The 17,108-nt window shown below is 64.8% G+C and carries 15 protein-coding genes; 5 read left to right on the plus strand and 10 right to left on the minus strand.

Going from position 1 to position 17,108, the window contains the following annotated elements; genetic code table 11:
• Positions 1-6: 6 nt before the first annotated feature.
• The 4 genes from LVD11_RS06835 to LVD11_RS06850 form a co-directional block, all read right to left on the minus strand.
• Positions 7-1,104 (minus strand): TonB family protein, encoded by a 1,098-nt coding sequence (locus LVD11_RS06835; RefSeq protein ID WP_237057409.1) that lies wholly within the window; start codon positions 1,102-1,104, stop codon positions 7-9.
• A 458-nt stretch (positions 1,105-1,562) separates the two neighbouring features.
• Positions 1,563-3,071, minus strand: a complete 1,509-nt coding sequence (locus LVD11_RS06840; protein ID WP_237057410.1) for an aldehyde dehydrogenase — start codon at positions 3,069-3,071, stop codon at positions 1,563-1,565.
• Positions 3,072-3,284: 213 nt separating this feature from the next.
• Positions 3,285-3,812 carry an asparaginase gene (locus LVD11_RS06845; protein ID WP_237057411.1) on the minus strand — a complete coding sequence of 176 codons (528 nt, stop codon included), beginning with the start codon at positions 3,810-3,812 and terminating at the stop codon, positions 3,285-3,287.
• Between the two features lie 190 nt (positions 3,813-4,002).
• Positions 4,003-4,665: a fumarylacetoacetate hydrolase family protein gene (locus LVD11_RS06850; RefSeq protein ID WP_237057412.1), complete on the minus strand. Its 663-nt coding sequence runs from the start codon at positions 4,663-4,665 to the stop codon at positions 4,003-4,005.
• Positions 4,666-4,814: 149 nt separating this feature from the next.
• On the opposite strand from LVD11_RS06850, the gene serA reads away from it, so the two are divergent.
• Positions 4,815-6,047 (plus strand): phosphoglycerate dehydrogenase, encoded by a 1,233-nt coding sequence (gene serA / locus LVD11_RS06855; RefSeq protein ID WP_237057413.1) that lies wholly within the window; start codon positions 4,815-4,817, stop codon positions 6,045-6,047.
• A 180-nt stretch (positions 6,048-6,227) separates the two neighbouring features.
• Entirely contained in the window at positions 6,228-7,136 is a 909-nt protein-coding gene (rarD, locus tag LVD11_RS06860; RefSeq protein WP_237057414.1) for an EamA family transporter RarD, read from the plus strand.
• An 81-nt stretch (positions 7,137-7,217) separates the two neighbouring features.
• Here the strand turns inward: rarD and LVD11_RS06865 are convergent, their stop codons facing one another.
• The 6 genes from LVD11_RS06865 to hisB form a co-directional block, all read right to left on the minus strand.
• A complete protein-coding gene (locus tag LVD11_RS06865) occupies positions 7,218-7,844 on the minus strand; it encodes a hypothetical protein (RefSeq protein WP_237057415.1) in 627 nt (208 codons plus the stop codon).
• A 65-nt stretch (positions 7,845-7,909) separates the two neighbouring features.
• The gene (locus tag LVD11_RS06870; RefSeq protein WP_237057416.1) at positions 7,910-8,881 is read right to left on the minus strand and encodes an alpha/beta hydrolase; all 972 of its coding nucleotides are present in this window, start codon (positions 8,879-8,881) and stop codon (positions 7,910-7,912) included.
• An 87-nt stretch (positions 8,882-8,968) separates the two neighbouring features.
• Positions 8,969-9,727 (minus strand): imidazole glycerol phosphate synthase subunit HisF, encoded by a 759-nt coding sequence (hisF, locus tag LVD11_RS06875; RefSeq protein WP_237057417.1) that lies wholly within the window; start codon positions 9,725-9,727, stop codon positions 8,969-8,971.
• Between the two features lie 23 nt (positions 9,728-9,750).
• The gene (hisA, locus tag LVD11_RS06880) at positions 9,751-10,488 is read right to left on the minus strand and encodes a 1-(5-phosphoribosyl)-5-[(5-phosphoribosylamino)methylideneamino]imidazole-4-carboxamide isomerase (RefSeq protein WP_237057418.1); all 738 of its coding nucleotides are present in this window, start codon (positions 10,486-10,488) and stop codon (positions 9,751-9,753) included.
• Between the two features lie 75 nt (positions 10,489-10,563).
• Positions 10,564-11,247, minus strand: a complete 684-nt coding sequence (gene hisH / locus LVD11_RS06885; protein ID WP_237057419.1) for an imidazole glycerol phosphate synthase subunit HisH — start codon at positions 11,245-11,247, stop codon at positions 10,564-10,566.
• A 27-nt stretch (positions 11,248-11,274) separates the two neighbouring features.
• Positions 11,275-11,862: an imidazoleglycerol-phosphate dehydratase HisB gene (hisB, locus tag LVD11_RS06890; protein ID WP_237057420.1), complete on the minus strand. Its 588-nt coding sequence runs from the start codon at positions 11,860-11,862 to the stop codon at positions 11,275-11,277.
• Positions 11,863-11,971: 109 nt separating this feature from the next.
• On the opposite strand from hisB, the gene LVD11_RS06895 reads away from it, so the two are divergent.
• The 3 genes from LVD11_RS06895 (at position 11,972) to LVD11_RS06905 (ending at position 16,980) form a co-directional block, all read left to right on the plus strand.
• On the plus strand, positions 11,972-12,301 hold the full coding sequence (locus tag LVD11_RS06895; protein WP_237057421.1) for a hypothetical protein: 330 nt from the start codon (positions 11,972-11,974) through the stop codon (positions 12,299-12,301).
• A 243-nt stretch (positions 12,302-12,544) separates the two neighbouring features.
• Positions 12,545-14,671, plus strand: a complete 2,127-nt coding sequence (locus LVD11_RS06900) for a TonB-dependent receptor (RefSeq protein WP_237057422.1) — start codon at positions 12,545-12,547, stop codon at positions 14,669-14,671.
• Positions 14,672-14,934: 263 nt separating this feature from the next.
• Positions 14,935-16,980: an AsmA family protein gene (locus tag LVD11_RS06905; protein WP_237057423.1), complete on the plus strand. Its 2,046-nt coding sequence runs from the start codon at positions 14,935-14,937 to the stop codon at positions 16,978-16,980.
• Positions 16,981-17,108 lie beyond the last annotated feature (128 nt).

Below are 17,108 nucleotides of genomic sequence, written 5' to 3' on the forward strand. Positions count from 1 at the left end.
GCTGAATTAGTTGGCCAGATTGAAGCTAAACTTCATTTTTCGGTCTGCTGTGCTGACAGGCTGCCCATCCACGAACCGGGGGGCAAAGCGTGCCTCCTCAAGAAAATCGATAACGGCCTCGCCGAAAGCTTCCGAGCCATCGTATTCGATGATTTCGATATCCTCGACCAACCCCGTATCAGTGATGGTAAAGCGAGCCACTGCGTAACCTTCCTGGCGGTGCTTCAGGGCCTTTGGGGGATATTCAACTGTGCGCCGAAAAAGTGGTTCAGGCTCCTGGTTCATATCAAAAGGCTTCGCCCTGCCAATGGCCTGGGCCTGCTCGGTAGCGCTATCTGCGTCCCCCATTTCTTCGTAAACCTTGACCAGGAACGCCCTCGTCATCATTTCCAGCGTACTGTCCCCGCTGTCAGCACTGTCAACCACCTGCAGGGCATCCGCAAGCATTGGTTCCGCTGCGGCAAATTGTTCCCTTGCGAGATAATATTTACCCAGGTAAAAAGCAGAGAAGAAATGTTTACGCCTGTACTGCCGATGAGGCCCGCTGAAGGCATCATACGCCGGCTGCAAATAACTTATTGCCCATGAGTCCTTGGCCCGCTCCAGCGCGATCTTCCCGGCTTCAAGAGCCACGTTTGCATAAAGCAGGGAGTCTTTCCCCTCCAGCTTTTCCGCCAGTTCCAGTGACTCGCGAATGAAGGTACGGTATTTCCCCTTGAGGCCATTCCATGACTGTATCGCTTCCAGCCCGGCGAGTGCGAGAAGAGGGTCAATCACTCGCGGGTCATCTTCACCATATACTTTCCGGTGACTTTCGAGTGATTTCTGTAAATAGGTTTCAGCCTGATCTAGTTTCTTTACCCGCGTCAGTGCCTTCCCGTAATTCAGCGCCGCTACTGCATAGTTGGCATTGCTGTCGGAAAGACTTTCCGCAGCCAGGTAGACCCCCTCGGCAGCAGCGGCAATCTTTTCAGCATCATTTGCCTTGAGAGCCTGTTGATATTCCGTAAACCGTTCCGCCAGCTCCCCGGCGAGGGTATTCATCGAAGATAGCACTAGCGACAGCAAGAGAACGACCTGCAGCTTGCTTCCTTTTATTTTCACTTGTTTTTCTCCCTGAACTCGATAATGGCCACAGACCGCTACTGGCACCTACAGCAAGAGCATTCCTCTTAAACTGGAGCTAAAACGAAAAGCGGCTCCCTATCCGGCGGACCAAGCCGGGTCCGGGACGCGCTTGGGCAGGAGTACCGCAAGAGCCACACAGAAGAGCATACCTACTTGCACGCCGCACCACCACGCATACATCGACAAAGCAGGGAAGACACAAGGTCAGGCAGGAATGGAGGCTCCGGCAGGACAGGAGAGAGCTAAAGGAAATCTTGGCATCCAGGCCGTGCCACGCAGTTGGCTACCTGTCCGCGCTGGAATGAGGAAGGCCCCGATGTCGCTACGGGAGTGGCTGTAACTGGAACCCTCCCGACAGGTGGGTACCACCCGTTAAGAGCCAGGCCAAATGCCAGCGCAGCGGGGGCTGGAGACAGCCTCCCGCTGCGCCCTGATCAGCTCAGATCGATCCAGGTGGATTTCAGCTCGCAGTACTTGTCCAGCGCGTGCAGCGACTTGTCGCGGCCGTTGCCGGACTGCTTGAAGCCGCCGAAGGGCACGGTGATGTCGCCCCCGAAGTAGTTGTTGATCCAGACCGAGCCGGCGCGCATGTCGCGGGCCACGCGGTGGGCGCGGCCGATATCGCGCGACCACACCGCGGCGGCCAGGCCGTAGATGGAGTCGTTGGCGATCTGCACCGCTTCCTCCTCGCTCTCGAACTCGATGGCCACCAGCACCGGGCCGAAGATTTCCTCACGCGCCACGGTCATGTCGTTGGTGACATTGCGGAATACGGTCGGCTCGTAATAGTGGCCGCCCTCCACGGCAGCCGCGGCGGCACCCCCACACACCAGCTGGGCACCTTCCTCTTTGCCTTTCGCCACATAGTGCTCGACGGTGTCGAACTGGTTGCGGTCGATCAGGGCACCCATGACGGTGGCCGGGTCCTGCGGGTGGCCCGGCTTGAAGCGGGCGCTGGCCTTCTTCACCTTCTCGATAAACTCGCCGGCGATGGACTTCTCCACCAGCAGGCGGGTGCCGGCGGTGCAGGTCTCGCCCTGGTTGTAGAAGACCGCGAGTGCGGCGGCCTCGGCGGCCTTGTCCAGGTCCGCGTCGGCGAACACGATGTTGGGGCTCTTGCCGCCCAGCTCGAGGAAGGTGCGCTTCAGGTTCGACTGGCCGGAGTACTCGGTCAGGGTCTTGCCCACCTCGGTGGAGCCGGTGAAGGTCAGGCAGTCGATATCCATGTGCAGGCCCAGCGCCTTGCCCAGGCTGCTGCCCGGTCCCGGCAGCACGTTCAGCACGCCGTCCGGCAGCCCGGCCTCTTTCGCCAGGCCGGCCAGTTTCAGCGCGGTCAGCGGGGTATTGGAGGCAGGCTTGAGGATGACGCTGTTGCCGGTGGCCAGCGCCGGGCCCAGTTTCCAGCAGGTGGTGGACAGGGGGAAGTTCCACGGCACGATGGCGGCCACCACGCCCAGCGGCATGCGCTGGATCAGCGCCAGGTCATTCGGGCCAGTCGGCGCCACCTCGTCGTAGACCTTGTCCACCGCCTCGCCGCTCCAGCGGATGGTGGTCACCGCGCCGGGCACGTCCACGTTGATGGTGTCGCTGATGGGCTTGCCGGCATCCAGGCTCTCCAGCAGGGCGATCTCGTTCAGGTTCGCCTCGATCAGCTCGGCGAAGCGCACCATGATTTTCTTGCGCTCCATGGGCGGCATGGCGGACCAGACACCGGACTCGAAGGTCTTGCGGGCGACCTGCACCGCCAGGTCGGCATCCTCGGGACCACAGCTGGCCACCTGCGCCAGCTCGCGGCCATCCGCCGGGCTGGTGGTGGGGCGGGTGTCACCGGACAGGGCGTCCACATATTCACCGTTGATGAAAGCGCGGCCCTCGATCTGGAGGCTGTCCGCGAGGGCCAGCCACTCCTGCAGGGTTTCCGGGGTCTTATTCTGTTCTGACATGGCGCACCTCTCAGGTTGTCCAAGGGCAAAATTGAATGATTATTCAGTTTATACTGAAAATGTGATCACAATTCAAAGGGTTTGTATTGTAACGCGGGGACCGCCCCTGTGCGAAGACGGTTCGGGAACAGATGGAGTGTAGAGGCCGAAACGAGAGGGGCAGCCGGCCCGGGGCCTGCGGGACAGGCCCCGGGGTAGAGGGACAGGTGGGGCTCAGCCCACCGCCTCGAAGGTGCCCTCTTCGCGGTTCTTGCGCACGCCGGGGACGGCAAAGACCCGGTTGTGGAAGGCAATATAGAAACCCGGCTCCATCAGGCGGGCGGCCAGCAGGGCCTCGGTGACATTCTGGCGGGCGTCGGAGTCGATAAAGCCCATGGGCTTCATGGCACCGGTGAACACCACCGGCACCGGGGGCTGGCCCATCTTCTTGAAGCAGAACTCGGCGGTATCGGCCATGGTGTCGGTGCCGTGCAGGATCACGATGGGGTCGCCCTGCTGCGCGGTGCGCTCCACGGCCTCGGCGATCAGCGCCCGGTCGCGGTCATCCATATCCAGCGAGTCCTTGTTGACCACGCTCTCCAGCTCCAGGTGGGTGTAGGGCAGGCGCAAGCTGGAGATCAGGCCCTCGCGGATGATCGAGGCGCGGTTCTTGAGGGTGCCCTCCTCCTCGCTGTAACTCTTCTCGATGGTGCCGCCGGTGGTGAGGATACGGACGGTGGTAATCGGGTTCAGGTCGGTCATCGCGCCTTCTCTCTGCTGGTCCTATCTGCTGGTCCACAGGTGCCTTGTGGGCAATGCTGCAGGAATGAGTGCCGGAAGGGTGCCCGGCCGGCGGCATCATAGTGCCGCCGGCCGATGGGAACAATATTAGCCTCGTTTATGGCTGGGCCGGTGCGCCCCCGCAGGAGCGGCCCATGGCCGCGATCCCACCTCAGGCGACCCTGGTCTCAACCCGCAGCCAGTCGTCCTGCAGCTGCATCACCAGCCGGTCGCCACTGTGCAGCGGGCCCACGCCGGCCGGGGTACCGGTGAGCACCACATCCCCCGGCTGCAGGGTGAAATAGCTGCTGATATAGGCCACCAGGTCGAGGATGGGCGTGAGCATATGGTTGGTCTTGCCCCGCTGGCGCAGCGCGTCGTTCAGCCACAGGGAGTAACTGAGCCCGTCCCAGTCCGGCAGCCAGTCCAGCTTCACGAAGGGCGACAGCGGGCAGGCGCCATCGAACGCCTTGGCCTTCTCCCAGGGGTGGCCCTGCTGCTTCAGTTCCGCCTGCAGGTCGCGCAGGGTCAGGTCCAGCGCCAGCCCCAGGCCGGCGATGGCGGGCGGCACGTCGCCGGGGTTGGCATTGCCGATGGTTTCCCCCACCAGCAGCGCCAGCTCCCCCTCGAAGTGACAGCTGCCGCGCCCCGGCGGCAGGTGGATGGGCGCCTCGAAGGGCACCGCGGCGGTGGCCGGCTTGATGAACAACAGCGGCTCCTCGGGCACGGCATTGTCCAGCTCGGCGGCGTGGGCGGCGTAGTTGCGGCCCACACAGACAATCTTGCCGGGCGCCAGTCCTGTCGCCGAGCCGCAGGTAAACCGGTGTTGATACATAACTACCTTCTATTCTTTTTACCTATGGTTAGGATGGATATTTCGTATAAAGCTTTCCGGGCCGCTTGTGGTATGATCGCGCCCTCGCCGGATTCCCGGTTTCGCAAATTCTATCTCCGAACCCGTTGCCCATCGTCAAGAGAGTGTATATGGCTCCGCAAACATCATTGCAAAAGGACAAGATTCGTATTCTGTTGCTGGAAGGCGTGCACCAGTCGGCCGTCGACCTGCTGGCCTCGCGTGGCTATACCAATGTGGAGTATCTCAAGACCTCGCTGCCCGAAGACGAGCTGATCGAGAAGATCGCCGATGCCCATTTTGTGGGTATCCGTTCGCGCACGCAGCTGACCCGCAAGGTGCTGGAGAGCGCGCCCAAGCTGATTGCCGTCGGCTGCTTCTGCATCGGCACCAACCAGGTGGACCTGCAGGCCGCCACAGAGCTGGGCATAGCCGTATTCAACGCCCCCTATTCCAATACCCGCAGTGTGGCCGAGCTGATTATCGCCGAGACCATCCTGATGCTGCGCGGTATCCCGGAGAAAAACATGGTCTGCCACCGCGGCGGCTGGCAGAAATCCGCCAGGGGCTCGTTCGAGGCCCGCGGCAAGACCCTGGGTATCATCGGCTACGGCGCCATCGGCTCCCAGCTGTCGGTAATGGCCGAGGCCATCGGCATGCGCGTGATCTTCTTCGACGTGGTCACCAAGCTGCCACTGGGCAACGCCACCCAGATCACGTCCATGGACGAGCTGCTGGCCCAGGCCGACGTGGTGTCCCTGCACGTGCCGGAGCTGCCCGCCACCAAGATGATGATGGGCGCCGAGCAGATCGAGCGCATGAAGCCCGGCGCCATCCTGCTGAACGCCTCCCGCGGCAGCGTGGTGGATATCGACGCGCTGGCCGCGGCCCTGAAGAGCGGCCACCTGGCCGGCGCCGCCATCGATGTATTCCCGGTGGAGCCGCGCGGCAACGACGACGAGTTCCAGTCGCCCCTGCGCGGCATCGACAACGCCCTGCTCACCCCGCATATCGGCGGCTCCACCATGGAGGCGCAGGAGAATATCGGTGTCGAGGTATCGGACAAGCTGGCGCTCTACTCCGACAACGGCACCACCACCAGCTCGGTCAACTTCCCCGAGGTGGCACTGCCCGGCCACGCCGGCGCCCACCGCCTGCTGCATATCCACCAGAACGTGCCCGGCGTACTGAGCGCCATCAACAAGGTGTTCTCGGACAACGCCATCAACATCTCGGCGCAGTTCCTGCAGACCAACGAGACCCTGGGTTACGTGGTGATCGACGTGGATGCCGAGTACTCGGACCTGGCACTGGAAAAACTGAAGAGTGTCCCGGCCACCCTGCGCTGCCGCGTACTGTTCTGATCCCCCTCGGCCGCGCCCCGGATGACGCGGCCACCCCAGAGCGGTTAGAATCCGCCGCGCCCGGCCCCGGGCGCGGCCTGGCCGCTGCCAACAACCTGCCGGCCATCCCGACGTACCCGCGGCCCCTGCGCCCACCGAAAGGCTCCCGGTGCTACGGCACCAAGCCAAGAGAGATACCCAGTGCCCGAGAGAGATTCCGCCGCAGCCGGCCTGCTCGCCGGCGTTACCGCCTTCCTGATGTGGGGCGTGGCTCCGCTGTACTTCAAGCTGCTGGACGGCATTTCCGCCCCGGAGATCCTCGCCCACCGCAGTATCTGGGCGCTGGTGCTGGCCATGATCGTGCTGGCGGTGATCGGCAAGCTGCCGGACTTCATGGCCACCCTGCGCGACCGCAAGCGCATGACCACGCTGGCACTCTCCACCCTGCTGATCGGCAGCAACTGGCTGGTGTTCATCTGGGCCGTGACCAGCAACCACCTGCTGTCGGCCAGCCTGGGCTACTACATCAACCCGCTGATCAATGTGCTGCTGGGCGTGCTGTTTATGGGCGAGCGCCTGCGGCCGCTGCAGTGGCTGGCGGTGGCCCTGGCGGCCATCGGTATCGGGCACGAGCTGTGGCAGTTCGGGGAGCTGCCGGTGGTGGCGCTGTTCCTGGCACTGTCGTTCGGTTTCTACGGCCTGGTGCGCAAGCGCGCACCGGTGGAAAGCCTGACCGGCCTGGCCATGGAGACCCTGTTCATGCTGCCCATCGCGCTGACCTACCTGGTGCTGAGCACCAGCCCCACCAGCAATATGGCCAGCAACGACTGGCAGCTGAACACCCTGCTGCTGCTCGCCGGCCCGGTGACCCTGCTGCCGCTGCTGCTGTTCAATATCGCCGCGCGCCGGCTGAACCTGTCCACGGTGGGCTTCCTGCAGTACCTGGCACCCACCCTGATGCTGGTGATCGCCACCCAGCTGTTCGGCGAGCCGTTCAATGAGAGCAAGCTGGTGACCTTCGCCTTCGTCTGGTTCGGACTGGCCCTCTACTCCACCGATGCCCTGGCGCAACGGCACAAGGAGCGGGCGCTGCGGCGGGCGGCGATCTGACGGGGTCGCGGCCAGCGGCCGCTCCTGCGGTTGCCTTTTCAGGGGCTATCGGCAATGGGCGGGCCGGCGCCACCTATTCCGTCAGGTTCCCGGCCCGCGACCATAGGTCGCCAGGTACTCCGCGGGAATCTCCACCGCGCTGAAGCCGCCGGCAAAGGCGGTGATGATGACCGCCGACAACAGCAGGCCCGCCACACACAGGGCGTAGCCCAGCCGGTCCCGCTGCACCGGGCCCAGGCGGTTGCGCATCAGCCAGTGGGCGGCGCAGGCCAGGTGGGCAAAGATCGCCGCTACCGCCAGGAAATAGTAGGGCAGGAAGAACAGCGCATAGGGGAACACATGCATCCCCGCCGCGGCATAGAAGAAATTCGTATCCAGCCCCAGCACCGAGCGGCCGAACACCACCGCGCTCACATGCACCAGCAGGAAAAACGCCAGGTAACAGCCGGATGCGGCCTGCAGCCGGTCGAAGAAATCCTGCCGCTCACCAAAACGCCGCGCCACAAAGTAGAGGCCGGAACCCACCTGGAACAGCACGCAGCCAATCAGCAGCGCCTCCACCAGCGGTAACCGGTACACCTGTCGCAGGCTTTCCATCAACTGGATATGGGCTTCGACACCGGCCACGGCAAACCCGTGGTTGGCGATATGAAAAATGGCGAAGAGGGCGATGATCACCGCGGAACTGCGGTGCAGGGTATGCAACATGGGAACTCCTTTCCCCGGCCGGTTAACGCAAATAGTTTACCGGCCCGACTATACCGCGCGGATTATTACGTTAGCCAGTCATCCAGTGCCGTGAGGATCTGGTGCCGGTAGGGCTGGGTCTCGTTGATCATCTGGTGGCGGGCGCCGCGGATGATCACGCGCTTGCTGTTGGGAAAGCGCGAGCGGATGGCGCGCATGTTGTAGCGCCAGGAGACAGTCTCGTCGCCGGTGCCCTGGATCACCAGGATGCGTTTCTCATTGACCGCGGTCTTCGGGAAGGCCTTCAACCAGTCCACCATGGCCGCCAGCCAGCGCATGGACATTACCGGTGACTGCAACGGGTCGCGGTGCGCCTGGCGGCGGGCGAACTCGGCATCGTGGGTATTGATACTGAAGCCGCGGTTGGGCTCCACCATAAAGAAGCGCCCCAGGTAGAACATCCACTTGCGCACATGCCAGCGTGCCGGGCGCACCAGCGGCGCCAGCAACATGACTTTGTCGAACGGCTGCCAGCGGCTGTACTGCAGGTAGGCCAGCAGCGCCGCACCGCCGGTGCTCTGCCCCAGGGCATGCCAGGGGCCCGGCAGCCGGTCCCGGGCAATGTGCATCAGCGCCCCCAGCACCTGCCGGTACTGCAGGAAGGAATCGATGGCCACGCGCTCGCCGCTCGACAGGCCGTGGCCGGGAAAATCGAAGATCACCACGTTGTATCCACGCTCCAGCCCGAAGCGGATGGCGGAGCCGTAAATACCGGTGTGGTCGAAATAACCGTGGCAGATAAACAGGGTGCCGCGCGGCTTCTCCAGCAGCCAGTACTGGGCCACCAGCTGGAAGCCGGCCACCTCGAAGGTGCCCACGCCGGTCTTGCTCGCCTGGGGGAAATTCAGCTGGTAGAAGTTGCGGTATTCCTGCAGGGCCGGCAACAGCTCACAGCCGCTGAAATCCAGCGGCGCCAGCTGTTCGCGCAACGCCGAGAAGTCCGGTCGCCTGAAGACCGGGCTGTGTTCGACGGCGGAGAATTCCTGCAGTAGATCCATTTTTCAATGTTACTGCATTTTGGCAGCGGGGGAATCCTGGCGTGTCACAGTAATGCCACGGCAGGCCCCAGCGGGCGGAAACAGGCGTTAGAGCCGCATCTCGATGCCGGCGTCGTGCATATATTGCTTGGCCTCGGCGATGGTGTACTCGCCGAAGTGGAAGATGCTGGCCGCCAGCACCGCATCGGCGCCGCCTTGCAGCACGCCGTCGGCCAGGTGCTGCAGGTTGCCGACGCCGCCGGAGGCGATGACGGGCACCGGCACCGCATCGGTCACGGCGCGGGTCAGGGCCAGGTCGAAGCCATTCTTGGTGCCGTCCCGGTCCATGCTGGTGAGCAGGATTTCCCCGGCGCCCAGGTCGGCCATTTTCTTCGCCCACTCCACCGCATCGATGCCGGTGGGCTTGCGGCCGCCGTGGGTGAAAATCTCCCACTTGTCTTGTCCCACCTGCTTGGCATCGATGGCGACCACGATGCACTGGCGGCCGAAACGCTCGGCGGCCTCGCGCACGAACTCCGGGTTCTTGACCGCGGCCGAGTTGATGGCGGTCTTGTCGGCGCCGGCGTTCAGCAGGTTGCGGATATCCTGGATGGTGCGCACACCCCCACCGACGGTGAGCGGGATAAACACCTGCGAGGCCATCTGCTCCACGGTGTGCAGCATGGTGTCGCGGCCCTCGTGGGTGGCGGTGATATCGAGGAAGGTGATCTCGTCCGCACCCGCCTCGTTGTAGCGGCGGGCGATTTCCACCGGGTCCCCGGCATCGCGGATATCCACAAAGTTAACGCCCTTCACCACGCGGCCGGCGTCCACGTCCAGGCAGGGGATGATTCGTTTGGCGAGCATATGACTTTCCCCTTACTGATCCCTTACTGTCCCTGGCCCCACTCGTCACAGAGTTTCTGTGCCGCGCCCAGGTCCAGCTTGTCCTCGTAGATGGCGCGGCCGGTGATGGCCCCGTAGATATCCTGCGCTTCCAGCAGCTGCTCGATATCCTCGATGGAGCTGACCCCGCCGGAGGCGATGATCGGCACCTGCACCGCGTGGGCCAGTTCCAGCGTGGCCGGGATATTCACCCCCTGCATCATGCCGTCGCGGGCGATATCGGTGTAGACGATGGCGCTCACGCCGCAGTCCTCGAAGCGTTTCGCCATCTCGGTGGCCTTCTGGTCGGACACCTGGGCCCAGCCCTCGGTGGCCACCAGCCCGTCCTTCGCATCCAGGCCAACAATGATATGGCCCTCGAACTCGCGGCAGGCTTGCTTCACCAGCTCCGGGTTCTTGACCGCGGCGGTGCCGATAATGGCCCAGGTCACACCGGCATCCAGGTAGCGCTCGATGGTGGGCAGGTCGCGGATACCGCCGCCGATCTGCACCGGCAGGTCCGGGAAGGCCTTCGCGATTGCATTCACCGCCTCGCCGTTGACCGGGTTGCCGGCGAAGGCGCCGTTCAGGTCCACCAGGTGCAGGCGGCGCGCGCCCTGGTCCACCCAGTGCTGCGCGGTGGCCAGCGGATCGTCGGAGAATACGGTGGCATCGTCCATTTCGCCCTGGCGCAGGCGCACGCACTGGCCGTCTTTCAGGTCGATCGCGGGAATTACAATCATGGTCAGTCTTTCTGTTGGCGGTGTATCAAGTTGGTGGTTTTGCAGGAGCGGCCGCTGCTACAAAAACAGTGTGGTTTAAACCCTGCCGTTCCAGGCGGTGAAATTCTTCAGCAGCTGCAGGCCGCTGTCGGCGCTCTTCTCCGGATGGAACTGGGTGGCGAAGATATTCTCGCGGGCCACGGCGGCGGCCAGGGACACGCCGTACTCGGTCTGGCCGGCGATATCCGGGTTATTTTCCGCTGGAACAGCGCCCGCGGCGGCTGGGGCGGAAGCCTCAGCGGGTACATAGTAACTGTGGACAAAGTAAAAGCGGCTGCCGTCCCCGATCCCGGACCACAGCGGATGCGCCTGCTTCTGCCACACCTGGTTCCAGCCCATATGCGGGACTTTCAATCTCTCACCATCATGTTCCAGGTCATTGCCGAAAAACTTCACCGGCTCGGGGAAGATCCCCAGGCAGTCGACCCCGTTATTTTCCTCGCTGTGGCGCATCATGATCTGCATACCCACGCAGATGCCCAGCACCGGCAGGCCGGAGTCGATGGCGTCCCGCAGCAGTGGCGCGAAACCGGCATCGGTAAAACCCGCCATGCAGTCGCGGATGGCACCCACGCCGGGCACCAGCAGGCGGTCGGCCCCCCCGGCCTGTTCCGGCGTGGTGGCCAGCACCACCTGGTCCTCCGGCGCCACCTTCTGCAGTGCACTGGCCACCGAGTGCAGGTTGCCCATGCCGTAGTCGAGTACTGCGATTTTCTGCACGACTTTTTCTCTCCTGCTCCGTCCCTGTTACAGGACACCTTTCGTGGACGGCATGGTACCCGCCATGCGCGGGTCCTCCGCCAGCGCCATGCGCAGGGCGCGGCCGAAGGCCTTGAACACCGTCTCCACCTGGTGGTGGGCGTTGTGACCGCGCAGGCAGTCGATATGCAGGGTCACCAGCGCGTGGTTCACGAAGCCCTGGAAGAACTCGTAGAACAGCTCGGTATCGAAATTGCCGATGCGCTTCTGGGTGAACGGCACATTCATCACCAGCCCCGGGCGGCCGGAGAAGTCGATCACCACCCTGGAGAGCGCCTCGTCCAGGGGCACATAGGCGTGACCGTAGCGGGTCATGCCCTTCTTGTCGCCGATCGCCTCGGCGATAGCCTTGCCCAGGGTGATGCCGATGTCCTCCACCGTGTGGTGGTCGTCGATATGGACGTCGCCGTCGCAGGTGATATCCAGGTCGATCATGCCGTGGCGGGCAATCTGGTCGAGCATATGCTCGAGGAAGGGCACCCCGGTCTCGAACTTGCCGTTGCCCTGGCCGTCCAGGTCCAGGCTGACCTTGATCTTGGTTTCCAGGGTGTCGCGATTGACGCTGGCCTTGCGCATAAGCGTTACGGTCCTTAAATGATGCGTTGCAGTGCTTATATAAAGCACTTCAGGAACAGAGGCGCGAATTATAGAGAAGAACGCCGCCGCTGTGGCCGGATAGTGTCAGATGAAACTTGATTCATGCGATGCGCCGGATATGATACCAGCCATGAATACCCGCTCCCGCCATAAGTCCAACCTGTGGACCGCCCTGTTGCTGCTGATCGCCCTGCTGTCAGCACAGCCGGTATTGGCGGAGCATATCCATTTCGTGGACCCGTCGCACGAGCTGTGCGATGTGTGCTTCCACCAGATGTCCGCCGCGGCGGGCAGTGAATACCGGGTCCTCCTGCCGACCCCGTTCACCCGCTACCTGCGCCAGAGCGCCCCGGTCCCCGGCGACAGCCAGCCCGAGCGCCAGACCGCCCGCGCACCCCCAGCCCCCCTGTCCCACTAAAACCGATCGATCCGGCAGCCCGACCGTCGCACCGCCTTGCACCTCTTGACGTACGCGTGCGCGTGGCCTGCCACCCGGACCACAGAAACACCATGCCGGCGCCGTGTCGCCGCGGGCCTGTGACGCCGGGGAGAAACCGCGGTGCCCGCGCGCGCCGCACAATCGAACAGGAATTCCGGCGATGCGCGCCCGCGCCCCAGGTGGCAGCCCCCGCGCACGCCCGTGAGACAGGTATAAGAACTGATGTACAAGTCCAACAAACTCGCGCTGGCCGTGGCCGGCACCCTGACCATTTCCGCCACATTCGCCCACGCACAGGAGCAGCAGGGCCAGGCCAGCTCCGCCCTGGAAGAGGTGAACGTCACCGTCTCGCCGCTGGACAAGCCCGCCGACGCCGTGGCCGCGCCGGTCTCGGTGCTGGCCGGCGACGAGCTGCGCGACAAGGCCGCCGCCACCCTGGGTGACACCCTCAAGGACCAGCTGGGCGTGGCCAACGCCTCCTTCGGCGGCGGCGTGGGCCTGCCCGTGATCCGCGGCCAGTCCGCCAACCGGGTGAAGGTCCTGAACGACAACCTGGACGTGGCCGACGCCTCCAACACCAGCGCCGACCACGCCAGCAGCGTGGAGGCCCTGCTGGCCAAGCGCATCGAGATCCTGCGCGGCCCGGCCGCCCTGCGCTACGGCAGTGGCGCCATCGGCGGCGTGGTGAACGTGATCGACGGCCGCATCCCCACCGAAGTGCCGGAGGAACTCGAGGGCGCGCTGGAAATGCGCCACGACACCGGCAACGAACAGGATGCCGGCGTCTTCCGCCTGGGTGGCGGCGCGGGCCAGCTGGCCTGGTACCTGGACGGCACCTACCGCGAGAACGGCGATACCCGGATCCCCGGCCTGGCCATCCGCCACCACGAGGAGGAACCCCACGCCGGCGAGGCAGCCGCCGCAGAGGAGGAGTTCAACACCGACGGCTACGTGGGCAACACCCGCGGCCGCGGCCACAGCTACAGCGGCGGCGCCTCCTGGATCACCGACAGCGGCTTCATCGGCCTGTCGGTGAACAAGACCGGCAAGAACTACGGCATCCCCTTCGGCACCCACGCCCACGAGGAGGAAGTGCACGCGGGCGAGACCGCCGAGGAGCACGCAGCCCACGCCGGTGAGGAAGAGGGCCCGGAGGCCGTGCGCATCGACATGGCCCAGACCCGCTACGACCTGAAGGGCGAGCACCGCTTCGACGACGATTACTGGGACAAGGTCACCTTCCGCCTGGGCCACAACGACTACCAGCACGTGGAACTGGAAGAGGGCGAGCCCGGCACCCGCTTTACCAACGACGCCTGGGAGAGCCGCATCGAGCTGACCCACGACGACGGCGGCCCCTGGCGCGGCGCCTACGGCCTGCAGCTGTCCGACAAGGACTTCTCCGCCATCGGGGACGAGGCCTTTATCCAGCCCTCCAACACCCGCAGCGCCGGCGCCTTCGTGATGAAGGAGCGCAGCTGGGCCGACTGGCACCTGGACCTGGGCGGCCGTGTCGAGCGGGTGGAAGTGAGCCCGGAACTCGGTGACGACCGCGACTTCAACCTGGCCAGCGCCAGCGCCTCGCTGCAGTACTTCCTGGCCGAGCACCAGCATGTGAGCCTGGGCGTGACCAGTGCCGAGCGCGCGCCGGTGGCCGAGGAGCTCTACGCCAACGGCGCCCACCTGGCGGAATCGCGCTTTATCCTCGGCAACGATGACCTGGACACCGAGAACTCCATCAACTGGGAGCTGGGCTACCACCACCACAACGAGGAGGCCAGCGGCTGGCACGCCGCGCGGGTGGAGGCCAACCTGTTCTACAACCAGGTGAGCGACTACATCTACGCCCAGAACACCGGCGAGGAAGACCTGGAGAGCGAGTTCCCCATCTACGCCTACGCCAACCGCGACGCCACCTTCTACGGCGCCGAGGCCTCGGTGAAATTCCCGCTGGCCGGCGGCCACTTCCTCACCCTGTTCGGCGACAGCGTACGCGCGCAGTTCGATGACACCCTGATCCCAGGTGAAAGCCGGGACGTGCCGCGCCTGCCGCCGCTGCGCACCGGCCTGGCCCTGGGCGGCGACTACAGCCAGTGGAACTGGGAGTGGCGCACCACCCACGCCTTCGACCAGGACCACCCGGGCGCCTTCGAGGAAGAGACCGACGGCTACACCCGCATGGACCTGACCGCGCGCTACAACCTGCAGGTAGGCGGCAGCGATGCGGTGCTGTTCGCCAGCGCCCGCAACCTGCTGGACGAGGAGATCCGCAACTCCACCTCGCTGCTGCGGGATTTCGCCCCGGCAGCGGGCCGCAGCGTCGAGGCCGGCGTGCGCTTCCTGTTCTGATCCCCCCTTAGCTCCTGGACCCGGAGCCCGCCCGGCCGTCGCGAAAAACCGCGCGGCCGGGCGGAACCTTTTCCTACCCGGGGGCGCGAGCCGTTGTCGCGCTTCCCTTCCTGCGACCAGTTTCGTATCCGCCGGAACCGTTTTTTCCTACAATTGCCCCACCATTTGAAGAAGTACGCGCAGCGGCAGCGGTGCGGCGACCGACCCCGGCGCCCCCTGCAGCCCGCTGCCCGCCACAGAAAATAACAGGGATCACCCACCCCATGGCCTGGATCAAGAACACACTGATATTCCTGCTGATCGTTCTCCTGCTGCTGGCCGGTGCCGCCGCCTGGTTGCTGGGGGGCATCGACATCAATCGCTACAAGCCGCAACTGGAGCAAATGGCCGCCAAGCAGGGCGTGGCCCTGAAGCTGGATGGCGATATCGGCTGGCAGCTGTGGCCCAGCCTGGCGCTGGAACTGCAGGGCGTGCAGCTGGCACCGCTGCCGGTGCCGGACCAGCCGCTGGTGAAGGCCGACCGCATCGCCGTGGGCGTGGCGGTCATGCCGCTGCTGAAAAAGCGCATCGAGGCGCAGGAGATCGTCCTGCTGGGCCCGCAGATCGACCTGAAGGTGGATGAGTCCGGCAAGGGCAACTGGGAACTGCTGACCGAGGCCATGGAGGCGAAGCGCGAGGCCCAGGCCGAGGAACCGCCGCAGCTGGAAGTGGAGCCTGAGAAAGAGCCCGGCGCCCAGGACCTGAAGCTGGCGCTGGAGAAACTGCGCATCGAGGACGGCGTGATCCGCTATGCAGATGCCAAGGCCAAGACCGAGTACACCGTGGAGAAGCTCAGCGTCTCTGCCGACAACCTGGTGCCCGGCGGCGATGCCGGCCAGATCAAGGCCACCGCCGAAGTCACCGGCAGCGCCCTGAAGCAGCCGGTGACCCTGGATATCGACAGCACCCTGGCAGTGGACGAGGGCCTCAACGGCCTGCGCCTGCAGCCGCTGGAGTTCCGCGCCGAGAGCGGCGCGGCCGCCGCCAAGCTCTACCTGCGCGGCCACGTGCGCCGCAGCGCCGACGACCAGCCCTGGCAGCTGCAGTTCACCATGAACGCCGAGGCCAACCCGCTGCGCCCGTGGCTGGAAGTCACCGGCACCGAGCTGGTGACCCAGAGCGGCTCCGCGCTGCAGAAGTTCAGCATGGAGACCAGCATCGAGGGCACCGAGAAAGAGATCAACCTGACGCCGCTGCAACTGCAGCTGGACGAGACCGTGTTCTCCGGCAGCGGCCAGCTGCGCAATGCCGAGATCCCCGGCATCGACCTGACCCTGCGCGGCGGCGCCCTGGTGCTGGACGACTACCTGCCGCCGCCCTCGCCGCAGGCAGAGGAGCAGCCCGCGCAGGAGACCGCGCCCGCCGAGCCGGTGGAGCTGCCGCTCGCTGCCATGCGCGGCTTCAGCGCCAATATCGAGCTGGCCCTGGAGCGCCTCAACGCCCTGGAACTGCAGCTGGACGCCCCGCTGCTGCGCCTGAACATCGACAACGGCCTGTACCAGCTGCAGGAGCTGAGCGCCGACATCTACGACGGCGAGTTCAGCACCAACGGCCAGTTCAACGCCCGCGGCCAGACCGCCACCGGCGAGGTCACCGGCGGCCTCGTGGGCGTGGAGATCTCCAAGGTGCAGCAGGTGCTGTTCCCCAGCGACCGGGTACAGGTCTCCGGCAAGTCCACCATCAACTGGGCCGCCCGGACCAGGGGCAAGACCGACCAGGACCTGCAGAAAAACCTGCGCGCCGCGGTACAGGTATCCAGCCAGCAGCTGGCCCTGGCGCCGTTCAACCTGGAAAAGGGCATGTGCCAGCTGGTGAGCTTCGTCGAGAAGACCCCGATGACACAGCAGGACTGGCCCGCCCAGACCCGCCTGCAGGACCTGCGGGTGAACATCCAGGTTGAGGGCGACCAGGTGAAGGTGCAGGAAATCCTCGCCGGGGTGGAGAACATCGCGCTGACCGGCGACGGCAAAGTGGACCTGGAAAAGGCCGACTTCGACTTCGCCCTGGGCCTGTCGCTCACCGGCGAGCGCACCTCCGACAGCGGCTGCAGCGTGCAGAACGACCGCTGGCGCAACCGCCCGCTGCCCCTGCGCTGCAAGGACACCTTCGCCGACGCCGGCATCGGCAGCTGCAAGCCCGACAGCCGCCGCACCGACGACCTGCTGCGCGAGGAGCTGAAGCACAAGGCCGAGAAGAAGTACGGCGAAAAGGTGGAGAAGAAAGTCGACGAACTGAAAGAGAAATTCAAAGGCCTCTTCAAGCGCGACTGATCTCCCAGTCCATCCCTCAAGACTCAAAAGGGCCCCATTGGGCCCTTTTTCATTTCCGAATTACCACACCCCGCAGGAACGGCCGCCGGGCGCGAACCCACCACACAGCCCCACAGCTGCGCCCCAAG

It is taken from the genome of Microbulbifer sediminum, assembly GCF_021729035.1.
Classification (GTDB): Bacteria; Pseudomonadota; Gammaproteobacteria; order Pseudomonadales; family Cellvibrionaceae; genus Microbulbifer; species Microbulbifer sediminum.